At 66.1% G+C, this 18,431-nt stretch carries 20 protein-coding genes; 7 read left to right on the top strand and 13 right to left on the bottom strand.

The genetic code is table 11. From position 1 onward, the window contains the following. Positions 1 to 22: 22 nt before the first annotated feature. Positions 23 to 424, bottom strand: a complete 402-nt coding sequence (locus tag MRBLMX7_RS01225) for a hypothetical protein (RefSeq protein WP_341934487.1) — start codon at positions 422 to 424, stop codon at positions 23 to 25. Between the two features lie 196 nt (positions 425 to 620). On the opposite strand from MRBLMX7_RS01225, the gene MRBLMX7_RS01230 reads away from it, so the two are divergent. Next, positions 621 to 905, top strand: coding sequence for a helix-turn-helix transcriptional regulator (locus MRBLMX7_RS01230; RefSeq protein ID WP_126893216.1), 285 nt, complete (start codon positions 621 to 623; stop codon positions 903 to 905). A gap of 12 nt (positions 906 to 917) precedes the next feature. Here the strand turns inward: MRBLMX7_RS01230 and MRBLMX7_RS01235 are convergent, their stop codons facing one another. From MRBLMX7_RS01235 to MRBLMX7_RS01245, 3 genes are all read right to left on the bottom strand, one after another. Then, positions 918 to 1,931, bottom strand: coding sequence for a hypothetical protein (locus tag MRBLMX7_RS01235; protein ID WP_363365843.1), 1,014 nt, complete (start codon positions 1,929 to 1,931; stop codon positions 918 to 920). A gap of 473 nt (positions 1,932 to 2,404) precedes the next feature. After that, on the bottom strand, positions 2,405 to 2,731 hold the full coding sequence (locus MRBLMX7_RS01240; protein WP_341934489.1) for a helix-turn-helix domain-containing protein: 327 nt from the start codon (positions 2,729 to 2,731) through the stop codon (positions 2,405 to 2,407). 14 nt (positions 2,732 to 2,745) lie between these two features. Further along, complete coding sequence (locus MRBLMX7_RS01245) at positions 2,746 to 3,882, bottom strand: tyrosine-type recombinase/integrase (protein WP_363365844.1); 1,137 nt, start codon at positions 3,880 to 3,882, stop codon at positions 2,746 to 2,748. Between the two features lie 305 nt (positions 3,883 to 4,187). Here MRBLMX7_RS01245 and MRBLMX7_RS01250 point away from each other — a divergent pair, with 305 nt between their 5' ends. Next, positions 4,188 to 5,033 carry a class I SAM-dependent methyltransferase gene (locus MRBLMX7_RS01250; protein ID WP_363365845.1) on the top strand — a complete coding sequence of 282 codons (846 nt, stop codon included), beginning with the start codon at positions 4,188 to 4,190 and terminating at the stop codon, positions 5,031 to 5,033. A 6-nt stretch (positions 5,034 to 5,039) separates the two neighbouring features. On the opposite strand, the gene MRBLMX7_RS01255 is transcribed toward MRBLMX7_RS01250, so the two are convergent. Genes MRBLMX7_RS01255 through MRBLMX7_RS01270 form a run of 4 tightly spaced genes read right to left on the bottom strand, consistent with a single transcriptional unit; the run spans position 5,040 to position 8,913 of the window. After that, positions 5,040 to 5,696: a dihydrofolate reductase family protein gene (locus tag MRBLMX7_RS01255; RefSeq protein ID WP_363365846.1), complete on the bottom strand. Its 657-nt coding sequence runs from the start codon at positions 5,694 to 5,696 to the stop codon at positions 5,040 to 5,042. 30 nt (positions 5,697 to 5,726) lie between these two features. Further along, positions 5,727 to 8,075 (bottom strand): excinuclease ABC subunit UvrA, encoded by a 2,349-nt coding sequence (locus MRBLMX7_RS01260; protein ID WP_363365847.1) that lies wholly within the window; start codon positions 8,073 to 8,075, stop codon positions 5,727 to 5,729. A 24-nt stretch (positions 8,076 to 8,099) separates the two neighbouring features. Then, positions 8,100 to 8,510 (bottom strand): VOC family protein, encoded by a 411-nt coding sequence (locus tag MRBLMX7_RS01265; protein ID WP_363365848.1) that lies wholly within the window; start codon positions 8,508 to 8,510, stop codon positions 8,100 to 8,102. Positions 8,511 to 8,514: 4 nt separating this feature from the next. Continuing rightward, a complete protein-coding gene (locus tag MRBLMX7_RS01270; protein ID WP_050721986.1) occupies positions 8,515 to 8,913 on the bottom strand; it encodes a helix-turn-helix transcriptional regulator in 399 nt (132 codons plus the stop codon). Between the two features lie 180 nt (positions 8,914 to 9,093). On the opposite strand from MRBLMX7_RS01270, the gene MRBLMX7_RS01275 reads away from it, so the two are divergent. Then, positions 9,094 to 9,693 carry an HdeD family acid-resistance protein gene (locus MRBLMX7_RS01275; RefSeq protein WP_363365849.1) on the top strand — a complete coding sequence of 200 codons (600 nt, stop codon included), beginning with the start codon at positions 9,094 to 9,096 and terminating at the stop codon, positions 9,691 to 9,693. 73 nt (positions 9,694 to 9,766) lie between these two features. Here the strand turns inward: MRBLMX7_RS01275 and MRBLMX7_RS01280 are convergent, their stop codons facing one another. Continuing rightward, the gene (locus tag MRBLMX7_RS01280; RefSeq protein ID WP_363365850.1) at positions 9,767 to 10,531 is read right to left on the bottom strand and encodes an SDR family oxidoreductase; all 765 of its coding nucleotides are present in this window, start codon (positions 10,529 to 10,531) and stop codon (positions 9,767 to 9,769) included. A gap of 121 nt (positions 10,532 to 10,652) precedes the next feature. Between MRBLMX7_RS01280 and MRBLMX7_RS01285 the strand changes: the two genes are divergently transcribed. From MRBLMX7_RS01285 to MRBLMX7_RS01300, 4 genes are all read left to right on the top strand, one after another. Continuing rightward, positions 10,653 to 11,126 (top strand): NfeD family protein, encoded by a 474-nt coding sequence (locus tag MRBLMX7_RS01285; RefSeq protein ID WP_050720985.1) that lies wholly within the window; start codon positions 10,653 to 10,655, stop codon positions 11,124 to 11,126. Between the two features lie 9 nt (positions 11,127 to 11,135). Further along, the gene (locus tag MRBLMX7_RS01290; protein WP_050720986.1) at positions 11,136 to 12,062 is read left to right on the top strand and encodes an SPFH domain-containing protein; all 927 of its coding nucleotides are present in this window, start codon (positions 11,136 to 11,138) and stop codon (positions 12,060 to 12,062) included. Further along, positions 12,059 to 12,832 (top strand): glycerophosphodiester phosphodiesterase family protein, encoded by a 774-nt coding sequence (locus MRBLMX7_RS01295; protein WP_363365851.1) that lies wholly within the window; start codon positions 12,059 to 12,061, stop codon positions 12,830 to 12,832. Before MRBLMX7_RS01290 ends, MRBLMX7_RS01295 begins: the two co-directional genes overlap by 4 nt. 124 nt (positions 12,833 to 12,956) lie before the next feature. Further along, positions 12,957 to 13,340, top strand: coding sequence for an RNA polymerase-binding protein RbpA (locus tag MRBLMX7_RS01300; protein ID WP_050720988.1), 384 nt, complete (start codon positions 12,957 to 12,959; stop codon positions 13,338 to 13,340). Here MRBLMX7_RS01300 and lnt read toward each other — a convergent pair whose 3' ends face one another. The 4 genes from lnt to tatA are packed head-to-tail and all read right to left on the bottom strand — an operon-like array spanning position 13,341 to position 18,426. Beyond that, positions 13,341 to 14,870, bottom strand: a complete 1,530-nt coding sequence (lnt, locus tag MRBLMX7_RS01305) for an apolipoprotein N-acyltransferase (protein ID WP_363365852.1) — start codon at positions 14,868 to 14,870, stop codon at positions 13,341 to 13,343. It abuts the gene before it with no gap. Between the two features lie 11 nt (positions 14,871 to 14,881). After that, a complete protein-coding gene (locus MRBLMX7_RS01310) occupies positions 14,882 to 17,356 on the bottom strand; it encodes a DEAD/DEAH box helicase (RefSeq protein ID WP_363365853.1) in 2,475 nt (824 codons plus the stop codon). Further along, positions 17,353 to 18,111, bottom strand: coding sequence for a twin-arginine translocase subunit TatC (gene tatC / locus MRBLMX7_RS01315; RefSeq protein WP_363365854.1), 759 nt, complete (start codon positions 18,109 to 18,111; stop codon positions 17,353 to 17,355). The genes MRBLMX7_RS01310 and tatC overlap by 4 nt, the downstream gene beginning before the upstream one ends. A gap of 54 nt (positions 18,112 to 18,165) precedes the next feature. Then, positions 18,166 to 18,426 (bottom strand): Sec-independent protein translocase subunit TatA, encoded by a 261-nt coding sequence (gene tatA, locus MRBLMX7_RS01320; RefSeq protein ID WP_363365855.1) that lies wholly within the window; start codon positions 18,424 to 18,426, stop codon positions 18,166 to 18,168. Between the last annotated feature and the right edge of the window lie 5 nt (positions 18,427 to 18,431).

Consider the following 18,431-nt stretch of genomic DNA (forward strand, 5'->3'; position numbering starts at 1 on the left):
CCCTGGCTGATGTGGGGGAGTGTCATTTCGCCCTCGCGGCCTGACGAGCGCGTGACCGCTCCCGGAACGTAGGGCCCACCCGCAGGCTGCGTTCCACGCCCGGATCCCAGCTGATCCAGCCACGTCGCTTCCATTGAATCGCCACGTGCAGACGGAATGCATGGTGGATCGTCGCCCGCACCGGGTAGGTGAGACCCGGAGGCCATTCGGGGTGGAGCTGGCTACTCGGGAAGAGTTCGGCGAACGTCTCCGAGAACGTCGGTCCGCGGCCAGTGCGTCGGCGCACGCGTGCGATGAAGATGGCCGCCGTCAGGCCCATCTCGTCGGCTCGCTCCTCATCGGTGAGCGCGTCGAACGCCTCAATCCAAGTGTCGGGAGCATCGACCTCCGTGGCACTCCACCAGATCGGTCGGGGATCAGTCACTACAACTCCGCAATCGGGGTCGACCTGAACGGGACCTGCACATCGAGGCGACCCGGAGCCGAAGCGCAGTGGCACACGTGCAGGTCGAGACGCGCGGGGTGCGGTCCGTCGATGAAGTGAATGTTTCGTATGACTACGGCCAATTATGTCACATAGACAAAACCATGACCGATGGTTTTGTCACAAGGCTGGATGAGTGGGCAGACAGGAGACGACCAGCAGCGAAGCGTGGGGAGCCTTCGCCGCCGCGTTCGGACTTCGGGTTCACCGCCTGCGAGTTGCACGCGGTCTTTCGCAAGAGGCCGTGGCGTACAGAGCCGGTCTTTCACGACTGACGTACATCAGGTACGAGCGTGGGCAGGCCCAATCGGGAGCACCGGCGAACCCTAGCCTGAAGACGCTTCTCGCACTGTCCCAAGTGTTTGAGATTCCCCTTCAAGAACTCTTACCTGACGACAAGCCAGATGTGACGGCTCGCTAGCTGGGGGAGGGGCTAGCCATCCGCGCGGGCGTCGGGTTCGTCCGCCACCATCAAGGAGACGTATCCCAGGTGCATGGCACCCGCGTCCATGCGGTGCCGTTCGGCGACGTTGTAACTGTAGCCAAGTGAATCTGCGACCACCGGCGCAGGTAGCTCGAGTACGAGCCTACGCAGTACTGCGTTCTTCGCGGCCCTTAGATCAATGCCGTCGTTCCTGAGTCCGGTCATCAGGTGATTGGAGCTCAGGTGCTTTCCCGGCGATCCCCCAGGGAACAGCCATTTGTTATCCCGGTGAGCTGAGGTGTTGAGATTCGGCAAGGCGACGATGTGCTCGCGGATCAGGCGGTCGAATGGTGGGGGCACGATAACCTCGTCCTGAGTGATCCGCAGGACGATGACTTCGCCGACCTCGACCTGGTCCAGGGTCATCGCAGCGATTCGCGTAATCGGCTGCGCAAAGAGTAGGAGTAGCGCGCCAGCGACACGCAGGTAAGTAGAGATCGCCTCATCTGATGCGACCCGCCGAAGGTGCTCCAGTCGTTCTTGCTGGGTGAGAATCGGCACCGACTTCGCTACACGATAAGGAAAGTTGACAGGCGGCAAGTGGTTGTGCTGGACGCACCAGCGCACGAAGGGTCGCGCGAGACTTCGAGTCGTGGGCCCCTCGCTGAGCCACTCGTCGATATCGATCTGTTCAAGGTCTCGACGAAGCGTGTGACGCGACCCGACATAGGCGAGGAAGTCGATTGCAGCGGTGATGGATTGACGGGAGTAGAGGACGGAACCGGGCTTGAACTTACCTGCGCTCATCAGATCCCGGATTCTGCGGACATGAACCCAGCGCGCGTACTGGAGAATGACTTGCTTGTCGCCCGCGGGTAGGGAGGAAACCTCGGTCGTGACCCACGCGTCGAACTTCTGAACCTCGATGTCGGTCTTCTCTAGGATGCCGTGCTCGACAAGCAGCGTGCGAAGAAAGGCCACGCGCTCCGGCGCGGGGTGCGTATCGAACGCTTCATGCGTCATCGCAATAGCGCCAGTGGCGAATGCGCGAAGAAGTTCCCGCGTCTCATGGTTCTTTGTCAGCCAGATCGTGGCGCTGCGTGCGTTCCGCTGAGTTGTCAGCGCAACGAACAGAGGCTGTACGGCGGGGGACACCTCTCCATCGGGTCCGGCTAGGAGGAGCGTGAGATCGTCCTTGAGGCAGCAATGTGAGCAGAGCCCTCGCCGTACAGGCTCGTCCTCACGCCCGCATCTCGAGCAGTGGAAGTCCTTGGGGATTCCGGTGCAGTCGACGCAGGCCGGCTCCCCGCTCGCCAGGAGTCCTGGCAACAAGCGGTTGACACCGCATTTTGGGCAGGTGCCGTGGATACGGGTCGCCCGTTGATAGCAGCGCCGGCAGATCCGTCCTTCGGGCCAGGTCGTGGCGAATCGGACTTCCTCGCGGTCGCATCGGGCACAGGCGGGATCGGTCCGTGTATTGCTCATCTAATGAAACTTCATTCTGGTCTGTGTATTCGCGCACGGCGAGGGCGCTTCGGGTCGTTGGTTCGGCCATGGGTGCCGGTGTTCTTGAGCCTCGTGGGGGTCGCGACAACTTGTCGCACCGACAGGTCAGTAAGTTCACAATCGAGTGCTTCGCAAATTGTGTGCAACAGAGTGAGATTTATACGCTCGGGCGAGCCGCCGAGAAGCCGATATAGCTGAGAGGGAGACAGCTCAATGCCATAGTCAACGAGAATCGGGATCAAGTCGGAGATGTTAAATAGCCCTCGCGAGGCCATCACCTCGCGCAGTCTCCATGTGTGCGTGACCTTCTTCTCCATGGCTGCTCTCTCCTCTAGTCGGCTTCAGAGTCCATTTCATCAGCCATTCGCGCGATCGCGTCAGTCACGATGCGAGCTCGATAGTCGGGGGAGAGGCCAGTGTAGATGCTCGTAGTAGATCCGTGCTCGTGTCCCACTTGCTGCTGGATGAAGAAGGCGTCGTACCCGAGCTCAACCAGGTGCGTAACGTACGAACGTCGCAGTGAATGGAAGTCGAGTCCGTCATCCAATCCGACTTCTCGCCGGACCGCAGTGAACATGCGTGAGACGGAGTCCGCTGTGATGGGTGCAAGGCCACCGCCACGCTCGGAAGGCCAAAGACTCATCGACCCGGCGCCTGCAATTAGAGGTCGAACATCCTCGAGCCACTCTTCGACGCAGTCGACGGCCCATTTGAACTGGGGGAGGGTCGCGACGGCTCGCCGCTTGGGAGGCGAACCCCTCATCGCCTTTCCAAAGCGGACGTATACGAAGCCGACGTTTCGGAAGGCTCGGCGATGTTGAGGGTTGGCCGCAAGATCGACGAGCTCGAGAGAGCGCACTTCGTTACGCCGTAGCCCCCAGGCGTATGCCACCTTCATCATCGTCGCGATGCGGAAAGCAGGAATCCATCCCTTGCTGCCGGACTCACGGATCCGCGCGACTCGGTCATCCGCACAATCGAACAGGTCCTGCAGCTCGTCACGTGTGTACGGGCGCTTGCCAGGGCGGCCCATCGCCTCCTGAACGTGGCGCGCTGTGTTCCATTCGTGGAAGACCTGAGCAGGATGCTCGCCAAAGCGCTTTCCACATTCTTCGACCCACCCGTATCGCGCATCCGTCACGTAGGCCAAGAACATGCGAAGGGCGTTCTGATAACCCAACACAGTTGAATGAGCGGCGTGGCGCACGGTCCTGAGTTCGAGGAAGAAGCTGTCGACGTCTTCAACGTTCCATTGCCAGGGATACTTCTCGGCGAACTTGAAGAAGCGGTTAAGGAGGGAAGTACGGCCAACGACCGTGGCCGAAGAGAGGTTTCGGGCCATCTGTTGCGCAGCCCACCCGGCCTGCATCGCGCGCCACACGGCTTCCTTCTCGTCGAAGTAGACAACCCCGCCGGGCAAGAGGTTTGACGCGTGCTGCCGGGAATCCTCAGGATCAAAGTCTCGCATAAAACAGGAATTTATCGCATAAACTGCGAACCACGCAACTTGTGAGTTTCCACGAGCGCCAACCCGCGTAAATTCAAGGGTCCAGGAAGGCGCAGACAGGTGGCGGGGCCCCCAACTTGCTCCAGATCGCAGCTCCAACTAGCCTCAGACTCGATCTACTCCAGTCCATCAACGGGGAGTGGCGGCAGACCGGCGGATTCGCAATAAATGACAAGATGTCGTCTTCGTACTGACATAATGTGCATTATCGGCTCTTGTGGATCCACGCGAGAGAGGCCCCTGCGATCGCTCGTTAGGCTCGGATCATGAGCGGAGATGCCACAGACATCCACTGGGACGAAGCACGTCAGGCGAACCGGGACAACTGGGACGATCGTGTGCCTCTGCACCAGAGCGCCTACGGCATCGACGCGTTCGACGACCCGGCGCATCTGAGCGACGTCGTCCTGGATGATCTTCCCGCCCTGACCCAGGCACTCGGAACGAAGGACCTCACCGGGATCGATCTGGTGCACCTGCAGTGCCACATCGGAACCGACACGATCTCCCTGGCACGCGCGGGCGCATCGGTCACCGGAGTCGACTTCTCCCAGCCCGCGCTCGACGCGGCCGCAGCACTGGCGGTACGTGCGGGCGTCGAGGCATCCTGGGTCGCCACCGACGTGCTGGACGCTCGTGCCGCCGTCAGCGGAGACTTCGATGTGGTCTATACCAGCATCGGCACGATCTGCTGGCTGAACGATCTCGACCGATGGGCGACGCAGATCGTCCACCTGTTGCGGCCCGGCGGAACGTTCTTCATCAGGGACGGCCATCCTGCGCTCTATGCGCTCGATGAGGACGCCCCGCAGCTCACCGCACGGTACCCGTACTTCGGCGACGGCCGTGCGCAGCGGTGGGACGACGCCTCGACGTACGCAGGCGACGGCGTGGTCGCGCACGCTCGGACCTATGAATGGGCGCACCCCCTCTCCGAGATCCTCGGCGCGCTGCTGCGTTCCGGACTGCGGATCGTGCACTTCGACGAGGGCCGCACGCTGCCCTGGCGGTTCAGCTCCCGCATGGTCGAGGTCCCTCGGGGCTACGCCTGGCCGGAGGCGGAACGAGGCCTGGTGCCGTGCACGTATACGATCATCGCTCGACGCGACTGAACGCGTTCAGCGAGGCCGTCGTGTGAAGTTCCGATGCACGACGCCACCGGGCGACGTCGTGGACTCGATCTCGAAACGCTCCTCGAGACCTTCGAGTCCGTCCCACAGTCGCTCACCGCGTCCGAGCACGATGGGCGCGATCACGAGGTGCATGCGATCCACCAGATCCGCGGCGAGGAACTGCCGCACGGTCTCGACGCCTCCGCCGATACGGACGTCCTTCTCCCCCGCCAGCTCCCGTGCCTGACGAAGCGCCTCCGCGGGATCGGCGTCCACGAAATGGAAGGTCGTGCCTCCGGCCATCTCGATGGGCTCGCGCACGTGGTGGGTCAGGATGACGACCGGCGTGTGGAACGGCGGCTCGTCGCCCCACCACCCCTTCCACTCGTCGTCCGTCCACGGCCCGCGCTGGGGCCCGAACTTGTTCCGACCCATGATCTCGACCCCGATGCCGTCGTTCCATCGACGCGCGAACGCGTCATCCACACCATCCGACCCGGGTCCCTCTCCGGGCAGACCCATGTTCCGGAAGGTCCGGGTGCCGAAGGCCCACGACATCAGACGGTGACCGGCATGGCCGAACGGGGATTCGAGCGTCTGCCCCTCCCCTGCCCCGAAGCCGTCGAGCGAGATCGTGAAGTTGTGGACGCGGACGAGAGACACGGTGTTGCTCCTTCGATGAGGGTGGCGGGATCAGGCCCCGACGTAGGCGGCGAGGTGCTCCCCGGTGAGCGTGGAACGATCGGCGACGAGGTCGGCGGGACTCCCCTGGAACACCACACGGCCGCCGTCGTGACCCGCCCCGGGACCGATGTCGATGATCCAGTCGGCGTGGGCCATGACGGCCTGGTGGTGCTCGATCACGATCACGGTCTTGCCCGACTCGACGAGGCGATCGAGAAGACCCAGGATGTTCTGCACGTCGGCGAGGTGGAGACCTGTCGTCGGCTCGTCCAGCACATAGACGTCCCCCTTCTCGCCCATCTGGATGGCGAGCTTGATGCGCTGACGTTCACCGCCGGACAGCGTGGACAGCGGCTGCCCCAAGGACAGGTATCCCAGCCCGACGTCGTGCAGCCGTCCGAGGATGGCCGTCGCCGCAGGAAGCTTCGCCTCCCCCGCCGAGAAGAACTCCCGCGCGTCCGAGACGGGGAGGTCGAGCACCTCGGTGATGTCCTTGCCCGCGAGCTTGTACTCCAGCACGGCCGCCTGGAAGCGCTTGCCACCGCAGTCCTCACACGGCGTCTCGATCGTGTCCATGAATCCGAGCTCGGTGATGATGACGCCGGCACCCTTGCAGGTGGGGCACGCGCCCTCCGAGTTAGCGCTGAACAGGGCGGGCTTCACCCCGTTGGCCTTCGCGAAGGCCTTGCGGATCGGCTCGAGGAGCCCCGTGTACGTCGCCGGATTGCTGCGCCGCGATCCCTTGATCGCCGCCTGGTCGATCGCGACCACGCCCTCGCGCTTCGATACCGAGCCGTGGATGAGCGAACTCTTGCCCGAGCCGGCGACACCGGTGACGACCGTGAGCACTCCCGTCGGGATGTCGACGTCGACGTCCTGCAGGTTGTTGGCCGTCGCGCCGCGGACCTCGATCACACCAGTGCTCGTGCGCACGGAGGGCTTGAGCGAGGCCCGATCGTCGAGGTGGGTGCCGGTGCGCGTGCCGCTCGATTTGAGTCCCTCGACCGACCCCTCGAAGCAGATCTCTCCGCCCGCGCTGCCCGCGCCGGGACCGAGATCGACCACATGATCGCCGATCGCGATGGTCTCGGGCTTGTGCTCGACCACGAGGACCGTGTTGCCCTTGTCGCGCAGGCGGAGCAGAAGAGTGTTCATGCGCTGGATGTCGTGCGGGTGCAGCCCGATGGTGGGCTCGTCGAAGACGTAGGTGACGTCCGTGAGCGAGGAGCCGAGGTGTCGCAGCATCTTGATGCGCTGCGCCTCACCGCCGGAGAGCGTGCCCGACGGGCGGTCGAGGCTGAGGTAGCCGAGTCCCAGGGTCACGAACGCGTCGAGGTTCGCGCGCAGCGCCTCGAGCAGCGGAGCGGCTCCCGGCAGGTCGAGACCGCGCACCCACTCGGCGAGATCGGTGACCTGCATCCGGCACGCGTCGGCGATGCTGATGCCTTCGATCTTCGAGGAGCGTGCGCCCTCGGTGAGGCGCGTCCCCTCGCACTCGGGACAGGTGGCGAACGTCGCGACACGCTCCACGAAGGCGCGGATGTGAGGCTGCAGTGCGTCGAGGTCCTTCGAGAGCATCGACTTCGTGATCTTGGGGATCAGACCCTCGTAGGTCATGTTGATGCCGGAGATCTTGACCTTCGTGACCTCGCCGTAGAGGAAGAGATGACGCTGCTTCTCGCTGAACTCCGCGATCGGCTTGTCACCGGGATAGAAGCCCGACTGCGAGAACCCCTTCACCATCCAGCCGTCCGCCGTGTAACCCGGAACCATGATCGCGCCCTCGTCGAGCGACTTCGACTCGTCGACGATCTGCGCGAGGTCGAGGTCGGACACCGCTCCCCTGCCCTCGCAGCGCGGGCACATCCCGCCGAGGTAGATCGCATCCTTCACGATCTTCTTCTCGCCCCCGGGACCGGTCATGACCCCGCTCGCCTTCTGCGTCGGGATGTTGAAGGAGAAGGCCGTGGGTCCGCCGATGTACGGCTGGCCGAGCTTGCTGAACAGGATGCGGAGCATGGCGTTCGCATCCGTGACCGTGCCGACGGTGGACCGCGGGTTCGCGCCGAGACGCTCCTGATCGACGATGATCGCCGTGGTCAGGCCCTCGAGCACGTCGACGTCGGGCCGCGGCACGGAGGGCATGAAGCCCTGCACGAACGCACTGTAGGTCTCGTCGATCATGCGTCGCGACTCCGCGGCGATGGTGTCGAATACGAGCGAGCTCTTCCCCGATCCGGACACCCCCGTGAACACCGTCAGCCGGCGCTTGGGGATGTCGACGCTGACCTCCTTCAGGTTGTTCTCGCGCGCGCCCTGGACGCGGATCAGGTCGTGGCCGTCGGCGACGTGGGTCATCGTGGTCCTCGGAGTCGTGGCCGGTCAGCCGGCCTGGTTGATACGGAGCAGGTTACCCGCGGGGTCGCGGAATGCGCAGTCGCGGACGCCGTAGGGCTGGTCCATGGGCTCCTGAACCACGTCCGCTCCCCTCTCCACGAGTCGCTCGAACAGAGCGTCGAGGTCGTCGCTCGAGAGGGTGAGCGCGCCGTAGCTGCCCTTCGCTATCAGCTCGAGGATCGTCTGGCGCTCGGTGTCCGTGATTCCGGGGTCCGTCGCCGGCGGGTGGAGCACGATCGAGGTCTCGGGCTGCCCTTCCGGTCCGACGGTGAGCCAGCGCAGACCGTCGTAGCCGACGTCGCCCCGCACCTCGAACCCGAGGGCATCGCGGTAGAAGCCGAGAGCAGCCTCGGCGTCCGTATGCGGCAGGAACGCGTAGTGGATGTTGATGTTCATGGGTTCAGGTTAGGTGCGCGTCGGTGCGCGGTGCTTCTCGATTCCTGATCGGTCTGGTGACGTGCTTCGCCTGGAACGTCGGGATGCCGTCGACGTGCGCGGCGCGTTCACGGTACACCCCGGGTGGGACACCGACGAGTTCGGTGAACCGGGTCGTGAAGGTGCCGAGGGAGGAACCGCCGACCTCGGTGCACACCTCGGTCACCGACAGGTCGCCGCGGCGGAGCAGGGCCATCGCCCGTTCGATACGCCGGGTCATGAGGTAGGAGTACGGCGACTCCCCGTAGGTCTCACGGAATCGGCGGCTGAGGTGACCGGCCGACATGTGCGCTCCCCGCGCGAGCGACTCGACGTCGAGCGGCTGCGCATACTCCCGGTCGATCCGGTCACGGACCTTGCGCATGATTACGAGCTCGCGGAGTCGGGCGTCGGCGTCGGCGGTCACGCGAGAATCATCCCATGTCGCGGGATGCCGCCGTATGACGGCTCGCGACACCGGCGGACGGTCCTCCCCCGCTCGGACTGTGGGAGCGCTACCCTGTGATCATCCCTCACAGGGTTCTCTCAGAAAGGGTCTCCCACCATGTCTGATTCGATCGCGACGGAAGCGTCGTCGCTCTTCAAGTCCATCCGCATCACCCTCGCCGTCTCGGGCGTCATCGCACTCGTCGCCGGCATCGTCCTGCTCGTCTGGCCGGTCAAGTCGGCCGTGATCGTGACAGGCATCGTCGCCGCCTATCTCGTCGTTGCGGGTCTCGTGTACATCGGCCTCGGGATCTTCTCGCACCGCAAGGGCGGGTGGGCGCGCGTCGGGCACATCGCGCTCGGTCTGCTCTACATCGTGGCGGGGATCATCGCGTTCGCCAACCTCGGGGTCGCAGCGGCGACACTCGCGCTCGTCGTCGTGATCTTCATCGGCATCAGCTGGATCGTCGACGGCGTCGTCTCCCTCACGCTGCTCGGCAGCGACGGCTCCCGCGTGTGGACTCTGCTCTACGCACTGCTCAGCATCGTCGCCGGCATCATCGTGCTGTTCTCTCCGCTCTACGCCGCGGCCGTGCTGTGGCTGTTCCTCGGGATCTCGCTCGTCGTTCTGGGGATCGTGCAGATCGTCCGCGCGGTCACCATCGGCAAGGATGCGAAGAGCGTCGCCGCGGCGGTGCGACCGGATGCCGCGAGCTGAGCCACCGGTCATGCAGGAAGAGGCGCCCCGTCCGATCCCGGACGGGGCGCCTCTTGTCCGCTCTGGGTTCAGGTCACTCGGCCGCGAAGCCGCTCACGTCGCCCACGAGACGGGTGTTGTCGGCGGGGACCGGGTCGACCGCCGCCCGGGCGACCTCGGCCGCGAACTCGGACACGTTGTAGAGCTTGCCCGCCGACTCGCGACGCTCCGCGATGGCCCCGGGGTTCGCCCGCTCGAGGAGAGTCGCCGTGATCGTGCCCTCGATCATGTCGCCCGAGACGACCGTGAAGCCGATCCCCTTCTCGGCAAGACCGGGGATGCGCTCGCGCAGCGCGTCCTCGCCGGCGCGCTTCGACAGCGCGACCGGCTCGTACTCGGGCATCGTGGGCGTGGTGCGGATGAAGTGCGCCTGGTGGCTCGTGACGAACACGACGCGCGACCCCTCGCCCAGCAGCGGCGTCGCGGCCTCGAGCACGTTGATCTGCGCGTCGCGGTTGAGGGTCAGCGCGTAGTCCTCGGCCATGCCGGACTCCATGCCCCCCGAGGCGTTGAGCACGAGGACGTCGAGGCGGCCGTACTCGGCCTTGACGGCGTCGAGCATCTCGGCGACCGAGGCGGGGTCGGTGAGGTCGGCCCCGACGACGAGAGCACGGCGACCCAGTTCGCGCAGCTGCGAGGCGAGCTTCTCGGCGCGAGGCGCCTTGTTGCGGTAGTTGATGACGACGTCGGCCCCCGCCTCGGCGAGGTAGCGCACGGTGTCGGCACCGATGCCGCGGGACGATCCGGTGACGAGCGCCACCTTGCCGTCGAGGGATCCTGCGGGAAGAACGTCGGTCACGGTGACTCCTCAAGTGCGTCGAACGCCGTGATCGCACGGCGAACCCAGACTACCAACCGGCCGCCGGCACGCCGTGATCGCGGCGCACGTGCGTGATAGGTTGACCGCATAGGGAGGCAGCATGAACGACTTCTCCGTCTTCATCGACATCGTCGAGAACTGGGCCTGGATCGGTTGGCTCGTCCTCATCGCCCTCTTCCTCGTGATCGAGATGCTGACCCTCGATTTCACGTTCCTGATGCTCAGCTTCGGCAGCGCGATCGGGCTCGTCACCGACCTCGTCGGCCTGCCGGCGTGGGTGCAGGTCATCATCGCCGCCGTCGCGGCCGCCGCATTCATCCTCCTGCTGCGCCCGCCGCTACTGCGTCGACTTCATCGTGGCGAGGATCCGACGAAGTCCAACGTCGACGCGCTGCTCGATCTGCGAGGCATCGCCTTGCAGGACGTCACCCAGATCTCGGGACAGGTGAAGCTGAGCAACGGCGACACCTGGACCGCCCGCTCGCTGTCGCCGGTCTCCATCCCCCAGGGCTCGCCGGTCGCGATCAGCGCGATCAACGGGGCCACCGCCATCGTCCGCCCCGTCAACGACTAGGAGAGTTCCGTGGAGGATTCCTCGTTCATCCCGACCGCGATCCTGTGGATCTTCATCATCGCGGTCATCATCTTCGTGGTGGTGACGCTCGCTCGATCCATCCGCATCATCCCGCAGGCCACGGCCGGCGTCGTCGAGCGACTCGGGCGGTACCACAAGACCCTCACGCCGGGACTCAACATCCTCGTGCCGTTCATCGACCGGCTCCGCCCACTGATCGACATGCGCGAGCAGGTCGTGTCCTTCCCGCCGCAGCCCGTGATCACGGAGGACAACCTCGTCGTCTCCATCGACACGGTCGTCTACTTCCAGGTGACGGATGCGCGGGCCGCGACCTACGAGATCGCCAATTACCTCGGTGCGGTCGAGCAGCTCACGACGACCACCCTCCGCAACGTCGTCGGTGGCCTCAACCTCGAAGAGGCCCTCACGAGCCGCGACAACATCAACGGCCAGTTGCGCGTCGTGCTCGACGAGGCGACGGGCAAGTGGGGCATCCGCGTCGGCCGCGTCGAGCTCAAGGCGATCGACCCGCCCATCTCGATCCAGGACTCCATGGAGAAGCAGATGCGCGCCGAGCGAGACCGTCGCGCCGCGATCCTCACCGCAGAGGGCTCCAAGCAGTCGCAGATCCTCGAGGCTGAGGGCCGCCGCCAGGCCGAGATCCTGCGCGCCGAGGGCGACAAGCAGGCCGCCGTCCTGCGTGCTCAGGGTGAGGCCGAGGCCATCCAGAACGTGTTCAGCGCGATCCACCAGGGACAGCCGGACGACAAGCTCCTCGCCTACCAGTACCTGCAGATGCTGCCGAAGATCAGCGAGAGCGAGTCCAGCAAGCTGTGGATCATCCCGAGCGAGCTCACCGAGGCGCTCAAGGGCATCGGCAGCGCCTTCACGCCCAAGCCGGGCCAGGGACCGACCAGCGCGCCCGGCGCGTGACGCACCCGTACTTCGAGAAGACCGCCCACCCGCGGGTCTTCGCGCATCGCGGCCTCGTGACGGAGCAGGGCGGAGCCTCGGGCGTGTGGGAGAACACCGCCGCTGCGCTCGCCGCCGCACACGCAGCTGGCGTGGAGTACATCGAGACCGACTGCCAGGTCACCGCGGACGGCGACGTGATCCTGTTCCACGACTCGACGCTCATGCGCCTGACCGGCGATCGCCGAGCGGTCCGGGAGGTGTCGACGCGCGAACTGGCCGAGCTCTTCGCCGATCACGGAGGCCTGCTGACGGTGTCGGATGCTCTCGCGTCCTTCCCGTCCTCCCGGTTCAACATCGATGTGAAGACACGGGATGCCGCGGAACCACTCGGCGCGATCCTCGCCGATCACGTCGACCGCGTGCTCGTGACCAGCTTCGACGACACCAACCGCCGCGCCACGATCTCGGCAGTCCTGCGCGCAGGCGCCGGACTGCGTCCTGCCACGTCCGGAGGCAGCCGCACGATCGCCGCCCTTCGAGCCCTGTCGTCCCTGCGCCTCTCCCCCGCTCGCGTCCTCCGCGACGTCGACGCGCTCCAGATCCCCGAGCGCCACGGACGCCTTCGAGTGCTCACGCCCGCGCTTCTCGACGCGGCGCATCGGTTCGGCGTCGAGGTGCACGTCTGGACCGTGAACGATGCGTCCGACATGCGTCGACTCGTCGACCTCGGCGTCGACGGGATCGTATCGGACCGCGCCGATCTCGCCGTCGAGATCCTCAGCGCCTGAGCGGAACACGGCCTCCTGCGCTGTCGCGCTGGGATTCCGCTGTGAATCGCGCCGAGAAGACGCGGGCGTGGATGAAGCCCACAGGCTGGGACGTTATACCTGACAGCGACGAGAGGACCACACAATGGCAGATCGCAGCCTACGCGGCATCCGACTCGGCGCCCAGAGCCTACAGAGCGAAGAGGGCGTCGTCTTCATGGAGCGCCGGGAGACCACATACACCTGTGACGCATGCGGCCATGTCACGAACCTGATGTTCGCGGCCGACGCCGAGCCGCCGCAGACCTGGGAGTGCCGCTCGTGCGGCGCCGAGGCACGACTGAACGTCGACGGTCAGGCCGTCACGCTCGAGGCCACGGACGAGAAGGCCGCACGCACGCACTGGGACATGCTCATGGAGCGCCGCACCCGCGCCGAGTTGGAAGAGCTCCTCGAGGAGCGTCTCGCCTTCATCCGCGCCCGCCGCGGCGCCGGTGAGGACCCGACCCGGGAGAAGATCGGCGCCTGATCAGCGACGACGGGCGCGCCACCACCCGATCACGAGCGCACCCAGTCCGCCCCACAGCAGAAGCTGCTGGATCCAGGGGCCCAGAACAACACCCGCCGTGAGGCCGGAGCGCAGCTCGACATCTTCGAGCAGGGCTCCGGCCTCATCCGCGTCCAGGCTCGACACCGTCGCGCCGTCCGGCCGGATGATCTGACTGGTTCCCACTGTCGATACGTTCACGACGCTCCGCCCGGTCTCGATCGCGCGCATACGAGCGAAGGCGAGCTGCTGATAGTTCTCGTCCGTGCCGCGGAAGTCCGCGTTGTTCGTCTGGAACACGAGGACCTCGGCGCCGTCGCGGACCCCCTGGTCGACCACGTCGTCGTAGATCACGTCGAAGCAGATCGCGAGTCCCACCGGAACATCGTCGACGTCGATCACCGAACTGTTGGTACCCGGCGTGTACTCACGCTGGATGAGGCCTATGAGATCGGGTGCCAGCGCGTTGAAGAAGGGCCGGTCCGGCACGTACTCGCCGAAGGGGACGGGGTGTCGCTTGTCGTGGATCGCCTCGGCAGCACCGTCGCGCCACAGCATCGAGGTGTTGTAATACCGCTCGTTGCGCCCGGTCGCCGCGTTCGCCAGCAGAGGGGCGTCGATCCGAGCGCTGACCAGACTGATCCGTCGGGCGAGGTCCGGAGTCTGGAACGGATCGTAGTCGAGGGATCCCTCGGGCCACACCAGCAGGTCGACGTCTTCGCCGTACAGGGGCTCGGTCGCCTCCGTCTGCGCGTCCACTACGGAGTACGGGGTCCGTTCGTCGAAGTAGCCGGTCGGACCGTTGCCCTGAACGGCGGCGATCCGCAATGTGCCCGAGGTGGCAGTCGGGAAGAGCGGTGTGAGGAACAGCACGAGGACGAGAGCCGCCGGCACCAGCAGGGTGACCGGGCGCAGGCCCCGACGCAGACGCACGAGCTCGATCAGCACCGCGACCAGCAGCACCATGACGAAGCTGAGCCCGGAGACGCCGAGCCAGGACGTCACGGGTGCCAGAGGGCTCTGCGCCTGCGTCATCCCGAGACGTGCCCAGGGGAAGCCCCCGTAGGGCCAGGAGCCGACGAACAACTCTCGCCCGACCCAGAGTGCGGCGACTACCACCGGCACCACGACGATGCGTCCCCAGCGACCGGGAAGGGTACGCGGGATCCACCGATACGCCAGGGTGATCAGGATCAGCGCGAGGGCGGTGAGCCCGCCCTCGACGACGCTCAGCGCGATCCACGGCACCGGCCCCAGGTATCGCGAGGTCCAGGACACCAGCAGGGCGAAGAAGAGGATGCCGAACACGGCGCCGACGAGCAGTGCACCGCCCGCCCGTCGCCCGATCAGCGAGACGAGCAGCAGAGCCGTGGCCGGGAACGCCAGCACCCAGACCGCCGCGTCCGGGTAGGAGAGGTCCATCAACACAGCGGCGAGGGCGGCGACGAGGACTGCGGCCCACAGCGGGAGGATCGGGCGCCCCGGTTCGGCGCTCGCTCGAGAGTCGGACATCGATCCCCTTCTCACATCGACGAGTAGGCGACGATTCCTCGTCTAACCCCGTCGAGCGCGGTGCGCGCCGTGCGCGCGATCGTCGCATCCTCGGCGACGATCGACAGCTGGTCGAGCAGATCGATGGTCTGCTTGGCCCACCTCACGAAGTCGCCTGCGGCCATATCGGCATCGATCAGCACGCGGTCCAGCGTGCCGCCGCGCGCCCAGGAGTGCATGGCCCCTGCGAGTCCTGCTGCGAGAGGCTCCGTGCCGGGCAGGTGGTGGTCCTTCTCGAGATCGTCGAGCTCGGCCCAGAGCGTCGTCGTCTTCTCATACGCGGCACGGAACGCACCGCGCGGCAGACCCCGCTCCCCCGCGTTCGCCTCGTCGCGCCGGGGCTCGTAGACCAGGCAGCAGGCCATGGCGGCCAGCGACGGGGCGTCCAGGCCCTTCCACAGCCCCTGACGGAGGGACTCGGCCACCAGGAGGTCGCGTTCGCCGTAGATGCGGCGCATCGTGCGACCGGCGCTCGTGAGGACCAGCTCCTCGGCGTCGCGGTTCAGGTAATCGAGGGTCTCGAGCACCTCGACGACGCGGTCGAACACGCGGGCGACGGTGCCCGTGCGGGTCTCGATCTGTCGACGGGTGCGATCCGTCTCACGCTTGAGCTTCCAGTACCGCTCTGCCCACCGTGCGTGAGACTCGCGGTCCGGACACCGATGGCATCCATGCCGCTGCATGCGGGTGCGGAGGGCCTGGATCTGCTTCATCCGCTTGTCGCGCGCCCCCCGCGGGGCGTTCGAGTCCTGGCGGTTCTTCTTCTCCAGATCGGTGATCTCGCGGCGCATCGCCGCATACTCCATGAAGTCGCCGTGATCGCACGTCATCGCTGACCGATAGCCGTCGAGCGACTCCTCCGCCTCGCGAACCTTCCGCGCGAGACCGACGACTGCGCGATCGGCCTGGAACTGCGCGAACGACGACTCCAGCACCTCCCGCGCCCTGGCCTTCCCGAACAGGTCGATCAGGTTCACCGCCATGTTGTACGTCGGCCGGAAACTGGAGTTCAGCGGATAGGTGCGACGGGATGCGAGTGCGGCGACCGCCTGCGGGTCCATGCCCTCGGTCCACTGCACCACGGCGTGGCCCTCCACGTCGATGCCGCGGCGGCCCGCGCGACCGGTGAGCTGCGTGTACTCCCCCGAGGTGATCGCGACGCGCGCCTCGCCGTTGAACTTCTCCATCTTCTCGAGAACCACGGTCCGTGCCGGCATGTTGATTCCGAGCGCAAGGGTCTCGGTCGCGAAGACGACCTTCACGAGCTTGCGTTGGAAGAGCTCCTCGACGACCTCCTTGAAGGCGGGGAGGAGTCCGGCGTGGTGGGAGGCGACGCCGCGCTCCAGGTTGTCGAGCCACTCGAAGTAGCCGAGGACGCCGAGATCCTCGTCCTGGAGCGACCGGGTGCGCTCCTCGACGACCGCTCGGATCTCCGCACGCTCCTCCGTCGAGGTGAGACGCAGGCCGGAGCGCCGGATCTGCTGCACCGCGGCGTCGCAGCCCACGCGGCTGAAGATGAAGAAGATCGCCGGCAGGAGGTTCGAGCGCTCCAGCAGCCGCACCACGTCGGGGCGGTCCATCCGCTCGATGCGCCGAACGTTCGCCGAGCGGACGGGGCGGCGGCCGCCGCGCTGCGGCCTCTGCGCCTGACGCCCCGCATGGCGGTTGCTGCGGTACGACTGCGCCTCGCGATTCTGCTCGTAGTGCGAGCCGGTGAACGAGCGGATGCGCATGAGCTCCTGGTTCACGCGCGCGGTCGCGAGACCAGCCCGGTCGTCGAACAGCGGCAGCAGGTCGTCGCGCACGAGGACGTGCTGCTCGAGAGGCACGGGGCGGATCTCGGAGACGATCACCTCCGTATCGCCGCGTACCGTGTCCAGCCAGTCGCCGAACTCCTCCGCGTTCGACACCGTCGCACTCAGCGACACCAGGCGCACGTGCGTGGGGAGGTGGATGATGACCTCTTCCCAGACAGCACCGCGGAAGCGGTCGGCGAGGTAGTGGACCTCGTCCATCACGACGTAGCGGAGGTCGCGAAGCGCCGCGGAGTCCGCGTAGATCATGTTGCGGAGCACCTCGGTCGTCATCACGACGATCCGGGCGCTGCCGTTGATGTTCGTGTCACCGGTGAGCAGTCCGACCTGGTCTGCGCCGTACACGTCGACCAGTTCGCGGAACTTCTGGTTCGACAGCGCCTTCATCGGCGTGGTGTAGAACGCCTTGTCGGTCGGAGTCTGCATCGCCAGGTGGATCGCGAACTCCCCCACGATCGTCTTGCCGGCTCCCGTGGGCGCGGCGACGAGCACGCTGCTGCCGCGTTCGAGCGCGTGGCAGCCTTCGATCTGGAACGGGTCCAGGTCGAACCTCTGGCGAGCGGCGAACGCGGAGGTCTCCGGATGCCCCGCGGACTCGCGGGCGGCCGCGTACCTCTCGGCGGGCGAGCTCATGCGGCCGTCGTGCCGAGGCCGGCGGCTTCGTCGCGTTTGCGCTTGCGACGGTCGAACAGCATGGAGATGAGAGTCGCGGCGAAGTAGAGGACGATCATCGACGCCATGAGCAGGAGCATCGAGAAGACGTCTGCAGGAGGGGTGGTGATCGCTGCGAAGATCGTGCACACCAGGATGGCCACGCGCCACCCCTTCAGGATCTCGCGCCCGGAGATCACACCCGCGAGATTCAACGCCACGAGGAAGACCGGGAGCACGAAGGCGATGCCGACCACCAGCAGGAACTTGAACACGAAGTCGTAGTAGCCCGAGTAGTCGTAGAACTGCGCCATACCGGTCGGCACGAACGAGGCCATGATCTCGATGACATGAGGGAGCACGAAGAACGCGACGGTGCATCCGCCGAAGAAGAGCGGGATCGCCGCGCCGAGGAAGCCCCAGGTGTACTGCGTCTCCTTGCGGGTGAGGCCGGGCATGATGAACGCCCAGACCTGCCAGAGCCACGCCGGCGCCGAGATGAGGAGTCCGATCGCGAAGGCGATGCGCATCCGCAGATCGAAGCCGCTCGTGACGGTCGTGAAGTTGAGCCCGGTGTATTCCCGCCCCTCCTCCGCCGCGATCGCGCGGATCGGGACCGACAGGAGGTCGATGACGGGTCCGGTCACGATGAACGCGATGATCATGCCGATCACGAGGGCTGCCGCGGCGATCACGAGCCGCTTGCGCAGCTCGATCAGGTGGGCGCCGAGAGACATCCGCCTGTCGCGACCGGATGTCTCCTGATCAGCGGATTCGAGTGCGGACACGACCTACGCGGATCGAGGTGGCTGACCCGGGTCGACGTCGCGGGGGGCCGTGGCGTCCGTGCTCGATACGGACGGAGCCGGGGTGGCCGCGGCCGTTCCCTGTGCGTCCGTCGCGTCGTCGCTCTTCATGGCCTTCATCTCACCCTTGAAGACGCGAGCGGACTGACCGAGGCTCTTCGCGAGCGCCGGCAGCTTCGCCGCGCCGAAAAGCAGCAGGATGACGGCGAGGATGATCAGCAGATGTGGCCAACCGAAAGCGCCCATGATTC

Source organism: Microbacterium sp. LMX7-1.2 (assembly GCF_040675935.1).
In the GTDB taxonomy this organism is placed as follows: Bacteria; Actinomycetota; Actinomycetes; order Actinomycetales; family Microbacteriaceae; genus Microbacterium.

Bases quoted from the DNA above. Each gene is read 5' to 3' on its own strand.
- MRBLMX7_RS01250 (WP_363365845.1), top strand. From the start codon at position 4,188: ATGAGCGGAGATGCCACAGACATCCACTGGGACGAAGCACGTCAGGCG.
- MRBLMX7_RS01310 (WP_363365853.1), bottom strand. From the start codon at position 17,356: ATGAGCTCGCCCGCCGAGAGGTACGCGGCCGCCCGCGAGTCCGCGGGG.
- MRBLMX7_RS01260 (WP_363365847.1), bottom strand. From the start codon at position 8,075: ATGACCCACGTCGCCGACGGCCACGACCTGATCCGCGTCCAGGGCGCG.
- lnt (WP_363365852.1), bottom strand. From the start codon at position 14,870: ATGTCCGACTCTCGAGCGAGCGCCGAACCGGGGCGCCCGATCCTCCCG.
- MRBLMX7_RS01300 (WP_050720988.1), top strand. From the start codon at position 12,957: ATGGCAGATCGCAGCCTACGCGGCATCCGACTCGGCGCCCAGAGCCTA.
- MRBLMX7_RS01245 (WP_363365844.1), bottom strand. From the start codon at position 3,882: ATGCGAGACTTTGATCCTGAGGATTCCCGGCAGCACGCGTCAAACCTC.
- MRBLMX7_RS01240 (WP_341934489.1), bottom strand. From the start codon at position 2,731: ATGGAGAAGAAGGTCACGCACACATGGAGACTGCGCGAGGTGATGGCC.
- MRBLMX7_RS01275 (WP_363365849.1), top strand. From the start codon at position 9,094: ATGTCTGATTCGATCGCGACGGAAGCGTCGTCGCTCTTCAAGTCCATC.
- tatA (WP_363365855.1), bottom strand. From the start codon at position 18,426: ATGGGCGCTTTCGGTTGGCCACATCTGCTGATCATCCTCGCCGTCATC.
- MRBLMX7_RS01270 (WP_050721986.1), bottom strand. From the start codon at position 8,913: ATGCGCAAGGTCCGTGACCGGATCGACCGGGAGTATGCGCAGCCGCTC.
- MRBLMX7_RS01285 (WP_050720985.1), top strand. From the start codon at position 10,653: ATGAACGACTTCTCCGTCTTCATCGACATCGTCGAGAACTGGGCCTGG.
- MRBLMX7_RS01235 (WP_363365843.1), bottom strand. From the start codon at position 1,931: ATGACGCATGAAGCGTTCGATACGCACCCCGCGCCGGAGCGCGTGGCC.
- MRBLMX7_RS01265 (WP_363365848.1), bottom strand. From the start codon at position 8,510: ATGAACATCAACATCCACTACGCGTTCCTGCCGCATACGGACGCCGAG.
- tatC (WP_363365854.1), bottom strand. From the start codon at position 18,111: ATGTCTCTCGGCGCCCACCTGATCGAGCTGCGCAAGCGGCTCGTGATC.